Origin of the sequence: Lysinibacillus piscis (assembly GCF_026012395.1) — a bacterium.
Lineage (GTDB): Bacteria > Bacillota > Bacilli > Bacillales_A > Planococcaceae > Lysinibacillus > Lysinibacillus piscis.
Genome location: NZ_BRZA01000001.1, coordinates 803,445 through 825,672 on the forward strand (window position 1 = coordinate 803,445; position 22,228 = coordinate 825,672).

The window sequence follows — 22,228 nt, forward strand, 5'->3', positions numbered from 1 at the left end:
CCTCCAAACAGACCGACCGTCGGTCATTAAATGATGAAAATAGAAGTAGAGATATTTGCTCTATACCTCTACAATCCATCCTACTTTTATTGCCCTTTTACTAATAGTTGAAGCAGATAAGCAAAGCTATCCTTTTTAGCCCCTAAAACCTTCTCCATCATGCTAATAAATGCTTGTGCTTTTTGTAGTGTTTCCTGCGGCTGCCATTGAAACAAGCCTTCATCAAAAATAATTTGTGAGGAGGCAATTAAAAACTCCACCGTTTCCTGAGGATAGGCTGTTTCAAAAATTCCTTCCTCAATCCCCTGCTGTATCACTTCAGTCAAAATGGGTGTGAGGTGGATAATTGCTTGAACAAGCCCTTTTTGATGCATTTCCGCATTATTAGGCTGATGAAATTGCTCAATCCATTGCTCCTTGCGCTCACCCGCTTTCGGTGCTTGTGCCATTAATATTTGCTGTATCTTTTCAATTGCAGGGATATCAGGATTGGCAGCAATATTTTGTGCTATTGCCACATCCTGTTGCACAATGCGCATAATAATAGCATCCATCACTTCTTCTTTTGACTTAAAATAATGATAAAATGTCCCTTTTGCTATACCGATTTCCTGTAAAATATCATTGATCGTAGCTTTGGTATATCCCTTTGTCAAAAAAAGCCTCTCTGCTGTATCTAAAATTTCATTTCTGCGCTCTTCATGCTCTTTTACAGTTCTCATAGCAAACAACCCTTCTTTCAGACCGACTGTCGGTTTAGTAAAGTATATGCTATTTTTATCAAAAAAGAAACCACTTTTCTGAAAATTATTTCTTTCATTCGAAATCCCTATGATTTAATACAATCTAACTTTCAAAACCAATACTACTGAAGATATATCATTTTGCACCCGCTGCTTCTAACAATCGCACAATATTTATATAGCCTTTCTTTTTAGCATGCTGCAATGGTGTTACCCCTCTCGCATCCGCTTTATTTGGATCCGCTCCATATACTAATAGTTCCTTTACAATTGCTTGCTGTACTTGATCGCCATCACTTAATACAATCGCTTCTAAAAGAGCTGTCCAACCAGAGTTATTCATATGATCGATTGCCGTTCTACCATCCGCTAATAGCAATTGGACATTTTCTAAATGCCCCTTCTCAGCAGCTGGAATTAAGCCTGTCCCACCAAAACGATTTAAAATAGCCGTATCGATATCATATGCCAGCATAAATTTTAAAATTTCTGTCCTACCTTCAGCACTTGCGTAGAGAAATGGGCTATCTTGCTTTTTGTCTTGTATATTGACATTTGCTCCATGTTCAATCAGCAGTTTAGCTAGCTCAACATAATTTAAATGCGTAGCTATTAATAAGGCTGTTTCACCTTTATCATTCTGAATATCTATATTAATGGTCTGCTGAACAAGCTGTTTTACTTTTTCTATATTATTAGCTGCTACTGCGTCTAAAATTTCCGTCGTTTGAATTAGTTCTTCCTTTTTCACATCTGTTATCACTTCTGTGTAGTTATCCTGTATATGCTCTTGATTGACTTCCTCTATAGCTTCAATTTGTTTTGTTTGTTCATCCACTGTATGGCTTATATCTTCAATGCCTGTATTGGAGCACGCTGTCAACAGCATTCCTATACTCAACAAGCTTAGTAATGTTTTATACATTGAAATTCCCTCCACTTAACCTTAATGGCCTTCATCTTTAGCTACATCTAGCCTAACGAAAATATATAAACGCCAGCTAAAGAGAAGCTTAAAAAATATTAAATTCATCTTAAAATTTTACATACTAACATTTATTACTTTTATTGACGCCAAATCGTTAGCTGTGTAATTTTAAAATACGATTTCACATTCAGTTCATAAAGGCATGCTATAGTCATAAGCATAGAAAATACGATTGCAGGGGGAACATTAATAATGTCAACATCAACCAAACAACCAGCAAACCTAAAAGATTGGCGACGCTTTGTTCAATTAATTAAACAAGCAGAACCACCTATTTGGTTATTAGTTATTGCCTTAGTGATGAGCTTAACAACAACAGGCGTAGGCTTTATCGTACCATTATTTACAAAAAAACTAGTGGATGGCTTTTCACTAGAATCACTTGATTATTGGCAAATTATCGCCTTAGGAGTTGCCTTTATCGCCCAAGCTATTGCTAGTGGGTTATCCATTTACTACTTGAATCGTGTAGGTCATCAAGTTGTAGCTAAATTACGTGACCAGCTATGGCGAAAGCTACTACACCTGCCAATCCCTTATTATGATGAAAATGATACGGGCGAAACATTAAGCCGTGTAACAAATGATACAGCGGTTGTGAAAGAACTGATTACCGAGCATCTTGCTAACTGTTTATCAGGTGTTATTTCCATTATTGGCTCTATTATTATTTTGTTAGTTTTAGATTGGAAAATGACTTTAGTGATGCTCATTGCTGTCCCATTAGCAATGGTCATTTTAATGCTGCTTGGTAGAAAAATGTTTGTTATTTCAAAGGGAATGCAGGATGAAACAGCCAAATTCACTTCTATCCTCAATCAAGTATTACCTGAAACACGTTTAGTAAAGGCTTCTAATGCAGAAGCAATTGAATATGAGCGTGGCAAAAAAGGTATTAACAATCTTTTTACATTTGGTTTAAAAGAAGCAAAAATCCATGCACTTATTTCCCCACTGGTTTCGTTTGTATTAATGTCTGTGCTCGTTGCCATTATTGGCTATGGTGGGGTACGTGTATCGTCAGGAGAGCTTACAGCTGGCGATATGGTAGCGTTTATTTTATATTTAATCCAAATCATTATGCCAATGACACAGTTAACTATGTTCTTTACACAGCTTCAAAAAGCGATGGGTGCTACAGAGCGTATTAGCACATTACTTGAATATGAGGTAGAACATATTGATGAAGGGATAACACTGGAAAAAATTGACCAACCGATTTATGTGAAAAATGTCGATTTTGCTTATGATGAAGAGCCCATTTTATCTGATATTAATTTCACAATTGAACCTGGGAAAGTCACAGCGATTGTTGGACCAAGTGGTGGTGGGAAAACAACGACATTCTCTTTATTAGAACGTTTTTATCAACCAACTAACGGTAGTATTACACTAGGTGATACACCAATTGACACCTTCTCTCTGCACTCTTGGCGAAGTCAAATCGGCTATGTAGCACAGGAAAGCGCCCTATTATCGGGAACAATTCGAGAAAATATATGCTATGGTATTGAACGAACAGTATCAGATGAGGAGCTTGAAATGGTTGCTAAAATGGCTTATGCTGATCAATTTATCAACGAACTGCCAGATAAATTTGATACAACAGTAGGTGAACGAGGTATCAAATTGTCTGGTGGGCAACGTCAACGCATTTCCATTGCACGCGCTTTATTGCGTAATCCACAAATGTTAATGTTAGATGAAGCAACATCCAGCCTTGATAGTAAATCAGAAATTTACGTGCAAAAAGCATTAGATAATTTAATGCAAGGTCGTACAACACTTGTCATTGCACACCGCCTCTCTACCGTTGTTGATGCAGACCAAATTCTTTTTGTAGAAAAGGGTCATATTACAGGCTGTGGCACACATGAAACGCTTTTTGAAACGCATGAGATGTACCGTGAATTTGCGAAACAGCAGCTACGAATTAAAGAAGTATAAATAAAGGCTTATGCGGGGCGTTGTTAAATTCTCTGCATTATCTCTTTTTAGAAGAAAGGATGAATCGTCATGGCCAAGGTTTTAATTGTAGATGATGATGCACATATTCGAGAATTAGTAAAAATTTTTTTACAAAATGAAGGTTTAGACACAATAGAAGCGATAGATGGCGTGGATGCACTAGATAAATTGGCTACAGATAAGGTCGATATGGTCATTTTAGACATTATGATGCCACGAATGGACGGTTGGACTTTATGTGAAGAGATTCGTTCCTTTTATGATAATCTCCCTATTCTCATGCTAACCGCTAAGGGGGAAACATCTCAAAAGGTGAAAGGTTTTCATTTAGGTACGGATGATTATTTAGTAAAGCCCTTTGAGCCAGCAGAATTAGTCGTCCGTGTGAAATCATTATTGAAAAGATATCATATTGCACAGTCACAGCTAGTGGAAGTAGGACAAGTTCAGCTCAATCGTCATACACATGAAGTCATTTTTCATGGTCAGCTCCTTACATTACGTTTGAAGGAATTTGAGCTTTTATTTACATTAGCAAGCTATGCTGGTAAAACATTTACGCGTGAGCAATTAATTGAGGATATTTGGGGCTATGATTATGAAGGGGACGAGCGTACAATTGATGTGCATATTAAACGGTTGCGTGAGCGCTTCCCAGCAGAGGAAAGTGGCTTTCATATTACAACGATTCGTGGCTTAGGCTATCGCTTGGAAGTCGACGTATGAGAAAACGAAGCGTTGTCATGCGATTATGTATGGCCTTTCTTTTATTTTTAGTAGCGAATACATTTTTCGCTTTTCTATCTTTTCACCTTACCGAATGGCTATTAGATTACTTCCACATTTATCCTCAAGGCTATTGGCGACAGCTTTGGACTGTGCTTGGAGTATTTCTACTTTTTTCCTGCACAGCTGCAACGACTTTTTTTATTGGTTCAAAGAAGCAGCGACTTTATTGGAATACAATTGTGGATGCTTTAAGCCGTATCGCTAAAGGAGATTTTACTGTGCAATTAGACCTCCAAACAGATGAACGTGATCAGTTTGGGCAATTAATTCATGGCATTAATCATATGGCTGTAGAATTAGGAGAAATGGAAAGAATGCGACAGGAATTTATCTCGAATGTCTCTCATGAAATTCAATCTCCATTAACAGCTATTAACGGCTTTGCAAAGGCACTACAAAATATGAATTTACCCGAGGAAAAACGCCAGCATTATCTTGAAATTATTGAAATGGAAAGCTATCGATTATCGAAAATCAGCGATAATTTATTGAAGCTAACTTCCTTAGAATCAGAGCATCATCCATTTGAGCCGAAAAATTATCGATTAGATCATCAATTGCGCAATGTTGTATTAGCATTAGAGCCAAACTGGTTTGCCAAAGCTCTAGAAATGGACTTACAATTAACAAATCTTACTGTTTTCGCAGATGAAGATTTAATGAATCAAGTGTGGATGAATTTATTAAGTAATAGCATTAAATTTACGCCTACTCATGGCACGATTACTTTATCGATGGCACAGCAAGCCGAACATATTACCATCATTATTCATGATACAGGTATTGGCTTAACAGATGAGCAACAAGCACATATTTTTGAGCGTTTTTATAAAGCTGATACTTCGAGGACGGCTAAAAATGGTGGCAGCGGTTTAGGATTAGCTATTGTTCATAAGATTATTACGATGCACCACGGCACAATTATTGTTAGCAGTAGCCCAAATAACTACACAGCCTTTACCATTACACTGCCAATCAAGATATAAAGTGAACCTTAGTTTTTACAGGATCAAAACGGATGTCATCACACATTGTTTCCATAATATAACCAAAAGCTCCCTTACAGCATAAAGGGAGCTTTTGGTCGTAAATCATTAAACAAATTTCAATTGTCCTGCTTCAATCGCAATATCTGCATCACTATGAGGATATTTTGTATTTTCAATAATTTGATAATCCTCATGCCCTTTTCCTGCAAAAATAATCATATCGCCTGGCTCCGCTACCTCAATGGCATGGCGTACTGCCTCTGCTCGGTCACCAATACACGCATATTGGTCATGTAACATACCTTTAGCTAAATCTCCAGTGATGCTATCATATGCCTCATAACGTGGATCATCTGTTGTTAAAATAACATAATCTGCCGCAGATGCTTTCTCTGCCATGGCGGGGCGTTTCGATTTATCTCGATTGCCACCTGTACCGATTAAGAAAATCAGCTTCCCTTTTTTATAAGGCTCCGCTGCCGCAATAGCTTTTTCAATCGCATCAGGTGTATGAGCATAATCAATAAATAATTGCACTGGTAAATCAGAGCAGACTTTCTCCATACGTCCCTTTACAGGTGGTAGTTGCTCCACTTGCTCAATAATCGCCTCTATTGCATAGCCACGACCATAAAATACAAGCATTGCTGCTAAAATATTATAAATATTGAATTCTCCAAGTAAATTCATTTTGACTGGGTAAATGCCCTCTGGCGTCACCAAATCAAAGGAAGTCATATAATCATGGTAGGCACAATTAATGGCACGAAAATCAGCTCGTTCATCATGCAAGCCATATGTCCATACAGGGAATGGCGTCATTGCTGCATAACGCTCTGACCAAGCATCATCGGCATTTAGCACGACCATTTTATTTTTCTCTAAATCTTGACCTAGCTGTGAAAATAATAACCCTTTCGCTTGTCCATACTCCTCCATCGTGCCATGAAAATCAAGATGATCATGTGTTAAATTCGTAAAAACAGCTATATCATAATCAACACCAGCTAAACGACCAAGTGCTAAACCGTGTGACGATACTTCCATCGTCATGAGACGACATCCTTCCATTTTTGCTCGAAAAATCATTTGCTGTGTTGATAAAGCATCACTTGTTGTATTGGCTGATTCATATAAAATGCCATTCAAATTAAAGCCAATTGTACCTGATAAAGCGGATTTCTCCCCCATACCTTGTAATATATTTTGAATAATCCCTGTGACAGATGTTTTCCCATTTGTTCCTGTCACACCAATCATCGTTAAATCCTGTGATGGGTAATCGAAAAATTTAGCTGCTAGCAAGCCAATTGCTCGGTCTGTATCTTTCACAATTACTTGTGCCACGGCTGTATTTAATGGTAGCTCACGCTCTGTTACTACAACGGTTGCTCCTGCATCTACTGCTTTTTGCGCATAATCATGCCCATCCACTGTATACCCTTTAATACAGACAAATAAGCTATTCGGCTGTACACCGCGTGAATCAATAACAATATCACTAATTTGATTTGGCAGTACACCAATTATTTTTTTCAAAGGCAATGCACTTAACAATTCCTCTGCATACATTTTCAAAATCCTCCATTTCAGCTTTACACCAAATACGATTATTCATTTTTATGTAAAAAACAAATCGTATTATGCCCCTCTACTGCTATTGAACTTATTTTACTACTTCTGATTCGATAAATAAAATCCCTTCTACGACATTTTTCGCTAAAATACAGACTAGCCATTAAATTGTGACAAATCTGCCTTGCTACGACTCTATTAAATAAGGTCTTTATACTTAAAAATCATAAATATTAAGTGACCATGGTAACGTTTAGTTGAAACATCATGGTACTTTATTTTAAAATAGAATTAACATACAGGGAAATGAGGACGACGAATGAACTACAAGGAAAATACTGAACAGGACATTCAGTACACCATCAAATTAACAAAGAGCTTAATTTTTAAAATGGTTTTAACCGTTATAATCAGTTTATTTATTAGTTCTTACATTTCTGAGTTTATCAATAAACAGGTTAGCCATATCATTGAAATAAGTGGTAGTTTAGCAGTGTTTATTAATACGCTGATTTCCCTATTTGTTGGGACATTAATTATCTCTATCAGTACAAGATTCATTGTCTTAAAACGTATTTATAAAATGCTTAAAGCAATGTCATTAGCGGCAAATGGTGATTTAACTGTGCGCATTGAAGAAAAATCAAAGGATGAGATTGGTCAACTAGCACAGTCGTTTAATCATATGATTAGTAATTTAGAAACGGTTGTTCAAAAAACAAAGGAAGCATCATTGGAAATCTCCTCCTACACAACCGAATTTACATTAAGTACTGAGCAGAGTAGTGCTTCTGTCGAAAATATATCAAGCACTATTCAAGAAATGGTGAATGACTCCAATGTACAGGCTTCTAAAACAGGTGTTTTATCTGAATCTGCACAGTCATTGACAGACGAATTAATCGTTGTGACAAATTCTATTAAAGCGGTGTCTACAGTAGCCATGGAAACAAACCAAAAAGCAGACTTAGGACTACAATTCATTGGACAAACGATTGAAAAAATGAATACAATTAATAGCTCTGTTAAAGAATCTGCTAGTGTTGTAAATGCTTTAGGCGAAAAATCGAAAGAAATTAGTTCGATTTTAGCACTAATTACAAATATTACAGATCAAACGAACTTACTTGCCTTAAATGCCTCGATTGAAGCAGCTAGAGCTGGTGAGGCTGGGAAAGGCTTTGCCGTTGTAGCAGAGGAAGTGCGCAAGCTAGCAGAAGAATCAGGAAAAGCCGCAGATGATATTCGCAAATTAATTGATGATATTTTAAATCAAACAGAAAATGCCATTCATTCCATCAATGGTGGGACAAAGTTTGTTGACGAAGGAAAAGAAGCTGTAGAAAAAACAGGGACAGCCTTCAACGATATTGTAGAATATGTACATCGAATTAATCATAATACTGATACAGTAATGGATATTATGTCTAAAGCAAATAACAAAGTAAGCAATACACAACAAACAAGTATGGAAATTGCCAATATTGCCAGTCAAAATGCTATTCGTCTACAAAATATCGCAACGTCTGTGGAACAACAAACCGCAACTAACGAAGAAATTGCTTCTTCTGCAAGTGTGTTAGACTCAATGGCAAATGATCTCAATGAAGACATTAGTCAATTTAAAATTACTTCATAAGCTAACGAAAAGAGGCTGCATAATCAAATGCAACCTCTTTTCTACATATTATTTCATAATGCTACGAATAATTTTTACTTTTTGCTTGAATGGTGGGAATAGCACATTTGTCTCGAGCTTTGATGATTTTTTCATGATGGATTTAGGATGTGTGAAATTTTCAAAGCTAGCCTTCCCATGATACGCTTTTACACCTGATGGTCCGACACCACCAAATGGTAAATGTAAATTGCCAACATGTGTCACCGTATCATTAATACAGCCACCACCAAACGGTAATTCCTCTAAGAAATATTGAATGGCTTTTTCATGCTCCGAGAAAAAGTAAGCAGCTAGCGGTTTTGGCAACTGACGAATTTGATGGATAGCGAATGGTAAATCACTATACATCATCACAGGTAAAATCGGTCCAAATAACTCATCCTGCATAGATGGGCTTGACCAATCTACATATTCCACAATCGTTGGCTCAATATACAATTCATCACGATCTGTACGACCACCAAATGTAATCGCATCACGTTCTGCTAAAATAATTTGTTGTAAACGATCAAATTGCTTTAAATTCACAATTCGCCCATAGTCACCACTCTTTAACGCATTTTTTCCATAAAAAGAACGAATGGTTGCTTTCAATAATTTCATAAATTCTTCATACACTTCTTTATGGACAAGGATATAATCAGGCGCTACACAGGTTTGTCCTGTATTCGTAAATTTCCCCCATGCAATTCTCTTAGCTGCCACTTCTAAATTGGCTGTTTGATCAATAATCGCAGGGCTTTTCCCACCGAGCTCTAGTGCAATTGGTGTCAACCTCTCTGCTGCTGCCTTTGCTACGATTTTACCAACAGCTACACTGCCTGTGAAAAATATATAATCAAAGGAAGCATGAATGAGAAGTGTCACCTCGTCCTTTTCGCCCTCTACTACTCGGATATAGGTTGGATGAAATGTTTCTTCAATGATTTTTTTCACGATTGCTGATGTATGAACAGAAGTTTCAGATGGTTTGACAATCGCCGTATTGCCACCTACAATTGCCCCAATTAAAGGCTCCATAACAAGCTGGAATGGGTAATTAAACGGACCAATGATTAGTGTTACACCATATGGCTCTCGTACAATAAAACTTTTACCCATTTGATATTGAATCGGTGTCTTAACAGCTTGTGGCTCCATCCATTCTTCTACATGTTTGACCATATAGGAAATACTATCTAAAACAATGCCGATTTCAGTGGCATACGCCTCAAATTCACTTTTACGTAAATCTAAATAAAGCGCATTCAAAATGTCTTCTTCATATTTTAAAATATTTTTCTTGAGCTTTAGCAACTGTTCTTTACGAAACTTTGCGCTTTTCGTGATACGCGAAAAATAAAATTGACGTTGTTCCATAATCATATTTTCTACATCATGTATTGTAAAATTCATCTTTTCAGCACTCCTTTTTTAAATAAACGTACATAGTTTTGTTATTTTGTCACAAACTATCTATGTCTATATACGATACAACATAGACAGTGAAAAATCCTCTTTTTTACAAAGAATTACATAAAAAATTTGATTGGGGGCATCTTAGCATGACAACAACAGAAACTTGGTGGGAATCTATTTTTTCAGGACCATTAGCATATGGAATTTGTGAAGAAAAATTATGGCGCTTGCAAGATGAGACATTTTTATACTTGTCTAACACAACAGTAGAGCAAGAAGATGAACTAGAAATGTAAAAAATAAGCGCATACTAGCCACATGAACTAGTATGCGCCAATCCCTATTCGTAAAGTGAACCTTCAATCGGTGAGGGTTTTCCTCATCACCCACTGATTGGTAATTTCACCAATCAGGTTTTACAGCCTGTTTATACAGGATAAATATTTCGTTGCCAAAAACGCTGCTTAGCAATTGCTTCCACATATTTTTTAGCAAATTGTGTATTTCCTGTTGCCACAACAATGCCTGGCCCCGCTTCTGCATTCGACATATTCATAAAGGCAAGACCTGTTGTCGCTACACCAATCGGCTTATAATGTCGATACGCTTCGTTAATATAAATTACCATATTGGCATTAAATTTTTGCTGATTTGTCGCCTTTCCTCCTACCACATAAAGCGAATCAAACAGCACAGAATCTGTGGTCATAAACATGTCAGTAGCTGTCAACTGAACACCACTGCTACTTGTCACGCTACCTAAGCGATCAGAGATAATATTATAACGTACGCCTTGCCTCGTTAAATATTTCAGCACCTCCCCAACCTCATTGGCATCAAAACCATCTCCGATTAACACACCAACCTTTAATGTTTGTGGAACACTTATTGTATGTGCTTGACTTAAGGCAGGCGAAGAAGCTGTTACTTTGGATTGCTCGCCTGTTGGACGCTGAACCGCTACATTATCTGCAATCATTGTAGCCATTTCCTTATCCACATGAACAAACATATTTACAACCTGTTGGCGCACAGATTGACTTTTCACTTTGCCTAACTCAAAACTAAAGGCATTAATAATATGGCGCTTTTCAGGTGAAGACATACTATTCCAAAACAATCTTGCCTGTGAAAAATGGTCATCAAATGATTTACTACGTGCTCTTGTTACACGTCCCTCCACCTTTTCCTCGTAATGTACATAGCCCCCTTCTTTAGCAGTTGAGGTAGCAGGTGTATTATTCGCTAAGGAATTTTTATGATAGCTTACTTTACCTAAATTAATCGTTTGTCGATGAAAGCCATTGCGCTGATTATTATGAATGGGGCAAACAGGTCGATTAATCGGAAGTTCAGCGAAGTTAGGGCCTCCTAAACGCAATAGCTGTGTATCTAAATAAGAAAATAAACGTCCTTGTAGCAATGGATCATTGGTAAAATCAATACCTGGGACAACATTGCCTGGATGAAAGGCAACTTGCTCGGTTTCGGCAAAAACATTGTCCACATTACGATTGAGTGTCATTTTACCAATCTTCCTTACAGGCACAAGTTCCTCAGGCCACAGCTTTGTAGCATCTAAAATATCAAAGTCAAACTTAAATTCATCCTCCGCCTCCAGTATTTGTACACCTAATTCAAATTCGGGATAATCACCAATTTCAATCGCTTCCCACAAGTCACGTCGATGAAAATCGATATCTTTACCACCAATAATCTGTGCTTCATCCCAAACAAGTGAATGTACTCCTAACACAGGCTTCCAATGAAATTTCACAAACCTTGACTTACCTTTGTCATTAATCAAGCGGAATGTATGCACACCAAAGCCTTCCATCATACGAAAGCTTCTTGGTATAGCCCGATCTGACATAACCCACATCACCATATGTGCAATTTCCTGATTGTTTGCTACAAAATCCCAAAATGTATCATGTGCAGAAGCAGCTTGTGGCATATCATTATGAGGCTCTGGCTTTACTGCATGAATCAAGTCAGGAAATTTCATGGCATCTTGAATAAAAAAGACAGGAATATTATTACCAACTAAATCATAATTACCTTCTTCTGTATAAAATTTTGTTGCAAAGCCTCGCACATCACGAGCTGTATCCATTGAGCCTAAACTACCAACCACTGTAGAAAAACGTACAAAAACAGGTGTTTTTTTATGTGGGTTCTGCAAAAATTTTGCCTTCGTATATTCTTGCATCGATTCATATAATTCGAATTCACCAAATGCCGCAAAGCCCCGTGCATGGACAACACGCTCTGGAATACGCTCATGATCGAAATGCGTCATCTTTTCCCGAAAATGAAAGTCCTCCATAAGTGTCGGTCCACGTACACCAGCCTTTAAGGAATCCTCATCATTGGACACTTTTAAGCCTTGATTCGTGGTCATCTTTGTACCATCGTTATCCACACGAAATGGCTCTAATTGTTGATCCTTCGCATTTTCATTTGATTTCGATTGATCCACACAATCCCCTTTCTATCTACTACTCATACATACTATGTGAAGGAAGTAGAAATATGTCTTATACTGTCTTTTAGCAAAATGACGAATTAGTTAACAATTTTTCTACGAATTTTTGTCGAATACCTACAAAGTTTTGTTGCTGTCGCTACGTTTCACTCACGCTTTCGCACAGAAAACATTTGTTGCTGTCGCTACGTTTCACTCACGCTTTCGCACAGAAAACATTTGTTGCTGTCGCTACGTTTCACTCACGCTTTCGCACAGAAAACATTTGTTGCTGTCGCTATGTTTCACTCACGCTTTCGCACAGAAAACATTGGTCGATTGTCTACGTAATTTTGTCGAATAGCTACAATTTCCTGTCGATTACCTACGAATGCATTATACACCTAAAGGAAAGACTGACTTCAATAGTACAAAGTCAGTCTTTCGAATCATTATTGTGCTGCCGCTTGAATTTCATCAAATGCCCAGTGGTTGCTTGGCACATCTGTGAATAATGGCGCTTGTTCTGTTGCTGTCACTTGGCGCTCGAATAAACGATTTAATACTTTTACTGCCTGCGCTCTTGTTAAATAGCCCTCTGGATTGAACGTTGTTGTGCTTGTACCTGTCATAATCCCTTGTGCACTTACTACTGCAATGGCTTCGGCTGCCCAGTAATTGTTGCTGACATCCTTAAATACTTTTCCTTGTGATGCCGTTGTCTCACCGTTTTCCTCTAACCAACGCGCTACAACCGTCGCCATTTGTGCTCGTGTAATGGAGCCATTTGGATTGAAGGTTGTCTCTGTTGTTCCTTTGAATAAACCTGTTTCCTTCACAAATTCAATCGCATCTTTGGCATCATGTGTTGCTGTATCTGTAAATGTTGCTGTTGCCTCCGGAATTTCGTTATCTGTTACATAACGCGCCATCATGCTCGCCATTTGTGCTCGTGTGACCGATGCTTCTGGGCGGAATGTGCCATCTGCATAGCCCTTAATATATGGTTTCGACGCAGGTGTCACTTCTTCTTCCACTTTTACTTCCTCTTTCACTTGCTCCTTTTTCACTGGTGCATACAGAATTGAGAATGTCGAGAACTTGGTTACCTCAAACGTAACACCTCGTACACCTGCTTTGAAATCTACCACTTTGCCACGTACAACTTCTTTCGTACCATCACTATGCTCAATATAGACCGCTAAATTAGCTAGCTGCTCCTGTGTCACATTTTGCGGTAATGGTAGTGTCAGCGTTACAGGACGATTCTGCATATTCGTTTCAATCGTCATTGGTTGTCCTAACAGTGTAATCGTTGCATTATTTGTGAACTGCTGTACGCTTGTCTCTGCTTTGGCACGCTCTTCTAATTGTTGCTTTGTTGTCTGTGCTTTCACAGGTACAACACGGAAATAAAAATCATGATCAAAATTGGCTAAAGATGTTGCAGGGATATCGAATTTGACTGCTTCCATATCAATACCTAAGCCTGTTTGACCTTCTGCTAGTAATCGTGCCGCTTCTCTTGCAATGCCTACTGTTGTTTCACTTACTTGTTGCTGCTCATCTGGAATAACCATCCGTGATTGTTTCGTCGCTTGATTCACTAATTTTTCAATGGATTCTCTTGCATTCTCTGGTGTAAAGTTCACTGTATCTTTTACTACCCCACCATTATTTTCACGTGTAATGACCGTTTGTACTAGCACTGCATTTGGATTACTCGCATCGACTACATTGACTGTAATTCGGTTCGATGGAACAGGACTAGGCAAATCTGATGATGGTGTCGAATCTATTATAGTTGGTGGCGTTACATCTGGTAATGATATAGCATTCCATTTTGCATACAGCGTTAGATTGTCAGTCACTTTATCTGTTGCAAAATTCCATAGTGTTTGGAGTGTGGCCTCTTTATACCAACCTACAAATGTGTAACCAGCTCTTGTTGGTGGTGATGGAACTGTAACTCCTGCTCCATTGGCAACCGTTTGTCCCTCCACTGCTGTTCCTCCTTGACTATCAAACATCACAGTTTTTGAAGGGTTTGACTGTGTTGTGAATCGCCATGTGGTATTATTTTTAATACCCTCGTACCAGTCCCAAATAGAGGTATTAGGCTGATCAATCCGAAAACCTCCGCTCCCTATATCTTTTGATTGGATATAGTAAGCTGTGTCATACGCCAAATTTTCTTTTAAATCAATTGTAACGGTATCGTTTGTAACCGTTACATTGGATGAGCTTGAAGAAAATTCTTCTACTACACTATCATCTGAAACTTTACGAATTTCATATACATCACTATCTGAATCTGTGTTGCCAATAATCCCATTGAATGTTAAGGCTAAATTCGTATCAATGGCAACATCTGTAGCATTATTTGCTGGAAAATAGGATTTGACAATTGGTTTTGTTGTAAAATTCCATGTCGTTTTATCTGAAATTCCTCCATAGACACTAGTTCCTGCTAAATTTTGGAAAGCACCTGCATCTATCATAATATAATAAGAACGATTATATTTTATAGAAAAATGAATCTTTACTTTATTACCATTTATTGAAACGCCGCCACCCGTTGCTTCATTTGATGAAATCCAAGCATCGTCATCGGCATTATAAAGTTTAATTTTCTTTCCAGATACTCCTCTGACGTTCTCATTAAATGTTAGTGTTACAGTAGCAATATCCGTACTATCATCTGCTGGCTCATACGTCACAACAGAAAGTGGATTTGATGGTATTATCAGCGGGATACATCCAATTGGATTTATTATACATGGATCCTGTATAGGTATACATGCACCTCCTGGAATAGGATTCGGTATACATGGTGGCTCTATCGCTGTCGCCTGTGTAGGGCTCATCATTAATTGTAGCCAAATCACTATCACTGTTAGTAGCATCAGACTCCATTTTTTCATAAAAACACTCCTTCTTTTTTCATTTTGTCTTATTCGTCATCCGAACGACATCATTATACAAAATCCCCTGTTGCAATTTTGTGACATAAGTCCATTTGGCAATAAGAAATGGAGACACACTCTTTTCAATGTCCCTCCATCTAGCCATTATTGTCACTTCTGTGCAACATCCAGTGTAGTAACAGCCTCACCCACCACAGGTACAACTAATGATTTCCCTGCAATAATTCGTGTATCTGCTAATTCATTTTCTGCTTTCACCAATTGAATCCAATCATTTGCACTCATATTCCCTCGATATTGTGCTGCTAATGACCATAAGCTATCCCCATGTTCAACTCGTACTTTCTTGTATAGAACATCACCTGGATCTGTCGCCAAAAGATAAATTACAAATAACAAACAAGTTACTAGTAATATTGCAATATGCGGATATTTCTTCATTTTTTTCATATTCATCCCCCTAAAAATAGGTCTATTCTTATATATACGACATGATTATACACAATACCTGTTGCAAATCTGTGACAAAAGTCGAATTTTGAGCAAACAAAAAGACCTAGAAAGACGGTTCATCTTTCTAAATCTTTTCCATTTCCCCTGTATTAACAGTTTGTAATAGCCTCTCTCCAAAATATAAGGAAAAGGTAAAATGTTTCAGTGGGAATCAAACAACCTATAAACATCCAATTAGTTCAACTTTAGGGTTGTTCAAGTAATTTCTTATAATGTGCTTGCAATGCGGTAGTTGGCTCTACCCCTAAATCTTGTTGTAACAAACGAACGTAGTCTACATAATATTTTTGTACCCCTTGTATACCATCTAGTTGATAATACATGTTCAACTCAATTTTTCTTAACCTGTCATCATAAAGGTCGAATTGTTTCCAACGCTCGGTCATTTGTAAAACTTTTAGTGGATTGACTTGTTCTCGTTCGAAATAAGCGATACATTCATTCGTGAGTTTCACAAAATAAAGATGGAATTTCAAACGTAAATTGACACACCATTCACTATCCAATTCATCAAGTAACATTCCTCGGTAATTTTGTATAACCTGCTCAAAATTTTGTATATTCATAACCGTTAATTGAGAAGACTCTACAGCTAATGCTTCCAATTGTCTTGCATCGATTTGTAGTTCTACATCATTTCGCTGTAATCGGTAACCACTGCCTGTTGATATAACAGAAAGATTTGTCTGATATTCTCTCAATGTTTTATTTAATCGACTAATAGTGCTTCTAAAATTGGTATCTGCACTTTCTTTTGTGTTATTCGGCCAAATGGCGTCTATTATCTTCCACTTCGATACATCATTATTCTCTGCCTGCAAAAGCATATAGACAAATAACTCCACACATTTCATCGTTTTCCAGCGTATCGGTTGAAATTCATCATTTACATAGACAGACACCTTGCCAAAAAGTGATATTTTTACTTGCTGTACATCTCTTGTAGCAGCTATATGATGCTTACTTACACGTTGAATGGCACGTACTATAGCATCTTCCATGACAGGCTTCAATAAATAATCTGTGGCATCAACGTCAAATGCCTGCAGCGCATATTGATTGTAGGCTGTAATAAAAACAATTTCTCCCGTGTAGCCATTTATACGTAATTTTTCTGCTAACTCCATACCTGTTATTTCAGGCATCTCAATGTCGAGAAACAGAACGTCTGGCTGCTGATTATGTAAAGCTTCTAATACATCAAAAGCATTATCATAGCAGCCAAGCACTTCCACAGATTGTTTGGTTAAAAGTCTTGCTATATGCTCACTTGTTAATGCTTCATCATCTACAACGATTGCTCGTATCATTCTGTTTCCTCCATTTTTTTACTGAATGGTATAGTGATATGAACTGTTGTTCCTACACCTTCTAAGCTATTGATGGTCAATCCTTGTCCATATTCAATTATTAAACGCTTGTGTACATTCTTTAATCCAATATGCCCTTGTAATGCAGTACTTTCTAATAAAGTGTTCACTTTTTCCGCTGACATTCCTATACCATTATCATGTATGGTTATTTGTAAAACATCACTCACTCTATAGGCTGTTATTACTACTGTTCCGCCAGCACGTCTTTTTAATAAACCATGACGAATTGCATTTTCTACAAGTGGCTGAATAATGAGCGCAGGAATTTGCACTAGCAATGCTTCCTCCGCTATTTCAAATTCCACCTCTAAGCGACTACCAAAGCGCGCCTTCTCTAGCACAACATACGATTGCACATGTGAAAGCTCTGTTTTTAAGCTAATCAACGATTGTTTAGGGTTCATATCAAAGCTTTTCCGTAAATAATTGCTAAGTTCGCCCAATAATTGTCCTGCTCGCTCTGGATTGCTGTAGCATAAAGACATAATAATGCTTAAGGCGTTATATAAAAAATGCGGTTGAATTTGTGATTGTAGAAAGACTGTTTCCATCTGAATGGCCTCTTGCATCGCTTCCTTCATTTTCAATAAAGTGGTGACGCGTGCCTTTAGTTCTCTCATATCAAGTGGTTTAGCTAAAAAATCATTTGCCCCTACTTCAAGCCCTTTAGCAATATCTTCAGTCGTGTTCCGAATCGTTAAAAGTAATATTGGTAGCTCGTATAATGGGTAACGCTGACGGATTTGCTGACATACTTCATAGCCAGACATATTCGGCATCATTACATCTAGTAATACAATCGCTACATCTTTTGTCTTACTAAGAATGTGCAATGCTTGTTGACCATCATAGGCAATCAATGTTTCATATTCGTCACTTGGGAAAATTTCTTGTAATAGCTTATTCGTTAAAGGCTCGTCATCTACTAACAAAATTTTTATTCTTTTTCCTACCATATGGTCTACAAGCTTTACTTCCTCTGTTCTAGGCAATGTTAGTGCTTTTTCTCGTTTATAGGCTTGTACTTGCTCTGCACTAGCTTTTGGTAATGCCATAACGAAATGGGAGCCAATACCTACTGTAGAATCCTCTAAATCTAAACTGCCTTCCATATGTATTGCTAGCTGTTTAGAAATGGCTAATCCCATACCTATTGTTCGGGCAGTCATAGCAGAATCGATATTTGCAGATAGCTCTTCATTTTCAAAAAGCTGTGATTGCATTTTTTCACTTATGCCACTGCCTGTATCTATGACGTGAATCGCTATTAAATTTCCTTGGCTTGTTGCACGTATCTCGATATACCCTTGCACTGTATGATTTAATGCGTTGCTTACTAAATTGACTAAAATTTGCTTACAACGATTTTCATCTGTATACATATAATACATACCACTTGGAATGCGATTAATCAGTTGTACAGCATCATTTTTCTTCATATGCTGAAACATATCTATAATAGCTTGTACAGTACCATTCACATCAAATAGCTGACACTGTATCCGCAGACGGTTATGACGAATATTTTGAAAATCAATAATATCATTCACTAGAGTAGAAAGCCTTGACGCAAGTGTGATGATATAGGATAGATTCTCTTGCTGTTTTTCTGTACCTTGCTGTATGGCAACTCGTGCGATATCGACAATGCCATGTAGTGGCGTTTTGAATTCATGTGATGTACGGATTAAAAATTCATCTTTTAGTTTATCTGTCTCAATCAATTCATTGCTCATTTTCTCCAAATCATTATACGCTTTTATATACTGTCCAATTAAAAATATCGTTGTGCCTATTAAAAAATAAAATAAGACAATGATAGACATGATATCTGTCTTAATAATCGAATAAAAATACAAAAAATCACTCAAGAATACCATCAATACAAGAACAATACTTATCAATATAAAGAAAGCTGACTGCCTATTTAATATCGTGTATGTACGATGTTTAATACTATTTCGTATAAGTAACGCCATACATAAATAACTTAATATATATGAAGGCGCTATACATTTTTCCACAATAAATAAATAAGAAGAGGGGATACAAGTAACTAATGCGATGTTCCCCAACATTACCAAAACAATACCTCGACTATATATACGTGGAATAAACGCACTTTCCAATTCTCGAATAAATAAGCTAATAAAAATAATACTCAAACATACAGCTACAATCTTTAGCTTGATAACATATAAAAACGGCATATTCGGTAGAAAATGATAGAATACTTTTTCATTTCCTGTTGCCATAATAAAGGCATAGCTCACACAGCTACTAGCGAAATATAAGAAGCGTTTATCTTTCCTTCTTTTTATGTAAATACTTATATAATAAATACTCGAAAGTAATAGACCCGAAATACTAATAACATCCAAAATAGTTGCTCGCATATGTGTTGCTAGTATATCCTTTTCACTTCCTAAAAAAATACTTTGAATGATACCACCATTGTAATAATCCAAATTGGCTACTTGCACGACAACATCAATAGTAGCTGCTTCCGCTGTGAAAAAGGTAGTTAATGGCGCCACTTGACTTTTATAGCCCTGCTCTATACTAGAGGCTGGCTGCCCAACACTCCCTACTTCCTTTCCATTGACAAAAACTTTACTAGCAGCTCGCACATTCACTAATTTCAAACCATATCGTTGTTGTTCCGTAGCATCTATTTTCACTGTCAAATGGTATGTACCTATTCCTTGATCTTGCATTGGTTTCGCTATCCCTGCTCCTATCCATCGACTAGGTACCTGAAGAGACACGCTCTCCAAAGATGATGTATTCGTTATTTGTGTCGGCGTCAATAATTGATGTGGATAAAATGTCCACTCGCCATCTAATTTTATCTTGCCATCTTGCTGGAAATTCCATGTGGAAAGATCCATTACGCCAGCTTGACTCAATGGTATTTGAGCATAAGCTCTAGGTACAAAAAGTAAAATTATATAAACTAAAATCATCACAGCCATAGAATACCGTTTGCTCACTATGTCATTCTCCTTTAATAAATGCTATATAGCTCTTTCAGCAAAAATTATATACTTTTTGAATCATATATTCTAACCGAAATTTTTGCTGTTCATCATACTTACTAAATAAAGATACTTGGTCAATAAAATAAGGCTCGAAACTCTGATATAGTATCAAAGCTTCAAGCCATTGTTAATATTTATAAAACTTTAAGTCCTATTTCTTCATTCGCTAGCACCTGCAATGTCCGCTCAATACCATCCACAAAGGAAAATTTCGGTTGCCACCCTAATGCATTTGCTATTTTCTCATTATTTAAAGATGAGTGCTGAATATCGCCTTCTCTTGCAGCTACATATTGAATTTCTAATGGATGATTATAATGTTGTAATAATAAAATAATTTGATGGATCGACCATGCCTCATTTGTGGAAACATTATACGTTCCTTGCAAGCCAGCTTGAACACCCTCATAAATGGCATCTGCAATATCGTCAACATAAATAAAATCACGCGTCTGCTCACCATCACCATAAATAGTAAAAGGTGTACCCTCTATACTACTTTTTAACATGCTTGGAATAACAGCTGCTTCCCCTTGTATACTTTGTCTTGGCCCAAAAACATTGGAAAATCGGTAAATAAGCATTGGTAGCTGATAATCTTTCTGCCATTTTTCACAATATGTTTCACCAATGCTTTTATTGAGCCCATACATAGAAATCGGCTCCACATTATTTTCCTCATGTAAAGGGGGCGCTATGTTATTCCCATAGACAGCCGCGGATGAGGCAAAGACAAAATGCTTCACATTATATTTTGAAGATAAAAACAGCATCTGACTAAGCCCTACAATATTCGTCAAAATATCTTTAACAGGTGCTTGCACAGACTGTTGTACACTTGTTTGTGCAGCACAATGGATAACCACATCAAAGTCAACTTCCTTAAAAAAATGCTCACATACTTCATCTTCCACATTCAATAAATATGATTTATGTTCAAAATCAATATTTCGTAAATGACCTGTGCTTAAATTATCTATAATATAAATTTGAGCGCCTTCCTCAAAAAAACGTCTTGCCACTGCACTGCCAATAAAGCCATAGCCACCTGTTACTAACACATTCATTCCATCGCCCCCAAACACAATATGATAATGTATATGCGAAATTCATGAAAAATATGTACTCTAGTATAATTTTACAATATATGTACGAAAAAAACTGTGTTTGAGCAAATTTATACTCAAACACAGTTTTAAAAATAAGTTATGCAGGGTTTACTTCTAATTCCACTGATATTTTAATTTCTTTCCCTACAAGGACGCCACCTGTTTCTAGTGCAGCATTCCATGTTAAGCCGAATTCTTCGCGATCAATTTTTGTTTCTGCTTCAAAGCCATACACTTCTTGGCCCCATGGATTTGTACCTTTACCATTGAACTCTACTTCGAATGTTACTGGTTTTGTTACATCTTTAATTGTTAAATCACCTGTTAAAGTATATTCATCACCTGATTTTTTTGTAATGCTTGTTGAGTTAAATTTAATTGCTGGATATGCTTCTGCATCAAAGAAATCTGCTGCTCGTAAGTGATTATCACGATCTTCATTACGTGTATTAATGCTTGCTGTGTCGATTGTAAATTGAATATTTGCTGTTGTTAAATCTGCTAAATCTGCTGCTTCAATTTCTGCTGAATAGCTATCGAAAGCACCTTTTACCTTTGATACCATCATGTGTTTTACTTGAAAGTTAATTGATGAGTGTGCTACGTCTACGTTCCATTTTGCCATTTTAAATTCCTCCAACTAGTCATTGTTTTTATCTCAATTTCG

Annotated in this window: 16 protein-coding genes; 5 read left to right on the forward strand and 11 right to left on the reverse strand. The window is 37.1% G+C overall.

Going from position 1 to position 22,228, the window contains the following annotated elements:
* Window positions 1–86 precede the first annotated feature (86 nt).
* Window positions 87–722: a TetR/AcrR family transcriptional regulator gene (locus OPF91_RS04065; RefSeq protein WP_264987405.1), complete on the reverse strand. Its 636-nt coding sequence runs from the start codon at window positions 720–722 to the stop codon at window positions 87–89.
* A gap of 157 nt (window positions 723–879) precedes the next feature.
* Window positions 880–1,668 carry an ankyrin repeat domain-containing protein gene (locus tag OPF91_RS04070; RefSeq protein ID WP_264987406.1) on the reverse strand — a complete coding sequence of 263 codons (789 nt, stop codon included), beginning with the start codon at window positions 1,666–1,668 and terminating at the stop codon, window positions 880–882.
* Between the two features lie 255 nt (window positions 1,669–1,923).
* On the opposite strand from OPF91_RS04070, the gene OPF91_RS04075 reads away from it, so the two are divergent.
* The 3 genes from OPF91_RS04075 (at window position 1,924) to OPF91_RS04085 (ending at window position 5,474) form a co-directional block, all read left to right on the forward strand.
* Window positions 1,924–3,678, forward strand: a complete 1,755-nt coding sequence (locus OPF91_RS04075; RefSeq protein ID WP_264987407.1) for an ABC transporter ATP-binding protein — start codon at window positions 1,924–1,926, stop codon at window positions 3,676–3,678.
* A 69-nt stretch (window positions 3,679–3,747) separates the two neighbouring features.
* On the forward strand, window positions 3,748–4,425 hold the full coding sequence (locus OPF91_RS04080) for a response regulator transcription factor (protein WP_264987408.1): 678 nt from the start codon (window positions 3,748–3,750) through the stop codon (window positions 4,423–4,425).
* Window positions 4,422–5,474 carry a sensor histidine kinase gene (locus tag OPF91_RS04085; RefSeq protein WP_264987409.1) on the forward strand — a complete coding sequence of 351 codons (1,053 nt, stop codon included), beginning with the start codon at window positions 4,422–4,424 and terminating at the stop codon, window positions 5,472–5,474. Before OPF91_RS04080 ends, OPF91_RS04085 begins: the two co-directional genes overlap by 4 nt.
* Window positions 5,475–5,582: 108 nt before the next feature.
* On the opposite strand, the gene OPF91_RS04090 is transcribed toward OPF91_RS04085, so the two are convergent.
* The gene (locus OPF91_RS04090; protein WP_264987410.1) at window positions 5,583–7,049 is read right to left on the reverse strand and encodes a UDP-N-acetylmuramoyl-L-alanyl-D-glutamate--2,6-diaminopimelate ligase; all 1,467 of its coding nucleotides are present in this window, start codon (window positions 7,047–7,049) and stop codon (window positions 5,583–5,585) included.
* Window positions 7,050–7,371: 322 nt separating this feature from the next.
* On the opposite strand from OPF91_RS04090, the gene OPF91_RS04095 reads away from it, so the two are divergent.
* On the forward strand, window positions 7,372–8,691 hold the full coding sequence (locus tag OPF91_RS04095) for a methyl-accepting chemotaxis protein (RefSeq protein ID WP_264987411.1): 1,320 nt from the start codon (window positions 7,372–7,374) through the stop codon (window positions 8,689–8,691).
* A gap of 48 nt (window positions 8,692–8,739) precedes the next feature.
* On the opposite strand, the gene OPF91_RS04100 is transcribed toward OPF91_RS04095, so the two are convergent.
* Window positions 8,740–10,128 carry an aldehyde dehydrogenase gene (locus OPF91_RS04100; protein ID WP_264987412.1) on the reverse strand — a complete coding sequence of 463 codons (1,389 nt, stop codon included), beginning with the start codon at window positions 10,126–10,128 and terminating at the stop codon, window positions 8,740–8,742.
* A gap of 149 nt (window positions 10,129–10,277) precedes the next feature.
* Between OPF91_RS04100 and OPF91_RS04105 the strand changes: the two genes are divergently transcribed.
* Window positions 10,278–10,427 (forward strand): hypothetical protein, encoded by a 150-nt coding sequence (locus OPF91_RS04105; protein WP_264987413.1) that lies wholly within the window; start codon window positions 10,278–10,280, stop codon window positions 10,425–10,427.
* A gap of 131 nt (window positions 10,428–10,558) precedes the next feature.
* Here the strand turns inward: OPF91_RS04105 and OPF91_RS04110 are convergent, their stop codons facing one another.
* From OPF91_RS04110 to OPF91_RS04140, 7 genes are all read right to left on the reverse strand, one after another.
* Window positions 10,559–12,613, reverse strand: a complete 2,055-nt coding sequence (locus OPF91_RS04110) for a catalase (RefSeq protein WP_264987414.1) — start codon at window positions 12,611–12,613, stop codon at window positions 10,559–10,561.
* A 437-nt stretch (window positions 12,614–13,050) separates the two neighbouring features.
* The gene (locus OPF91_RS04115) at window positions 13,051–15,522 is read right to left on the reverse strand and encodes an S-layer homology domain-containing protein (RefSeq protein ID WP_264987415.1); all 2,472 of its coding nucleotides are present in this window, start codon (window positions 15,520–15,522) and stop codon (window positions 13,051–13,053) included.
* A gap of 153 nt (window positions 15,523–15,675) precedes the next feature.
* Window positions 15,676–15,975 carry a cell division suppressor protein YneA gene (gene yneA, locus OPF91_RS04120; RefSeq protein WP_264987416.1) on the reverse strand — a complete coding sequence of 100 codons (300 nt, stop codon included), beginning with the start codon at window positions 15,973–15,975 and terminating at the stop codon, window positions 15,676–15,678.
* A gap of 248 nt (window positions 15,976–16,223) precedes the next feature.
* A complete protein-coding gene (locus tag OPF91_RS04125; RefSeq protein ID WP_264987417.1) occupies window positions 16,224–17,348 on the reverse strand; it encodes a response regulator in 1,125 nt (374 codons plus the stop codon).
* Window positions 17,345–20,404 (reverse strand): ATP-binding protein, encoded by a 3,060-nt coding sequence (locus OPF91_RS04130; protein WP_264987418.1) that lies wholly within the window; start codon window positions 20,402–20,404, stop codon window positions 17,345–17,347. Before OPF91_RS04130 ends, OPF91_RS04125 begins: the two co-directional genes overlap by 4 nt.
* A 182-nt stretch (window positions 20,405–20,586) precedes the next feature.
* A complete protein-coding gene (locus tag OPF91_RS04135; RefSeq protein WP_264987419.1) occupies window positions 20,587–21,519 on the reverse strand; it encodes an NAD-dependent epimerase/dehydratase family protein in 933 nt (310 codons plus the stop codon).
* 139 nt (window positions 21,520–21,658) lie between these two features.
* Entirely contained in the window at window positions 21,659–22,186 is a 528-nt protein-coding gene (locus tag OPF91_RS04140) for a YceI family protein (RefSeq protein WP_264987420.1), read from the reverse strand.
* Window positions 22,187–22,228: the final 42 nt, after the last annotated feature.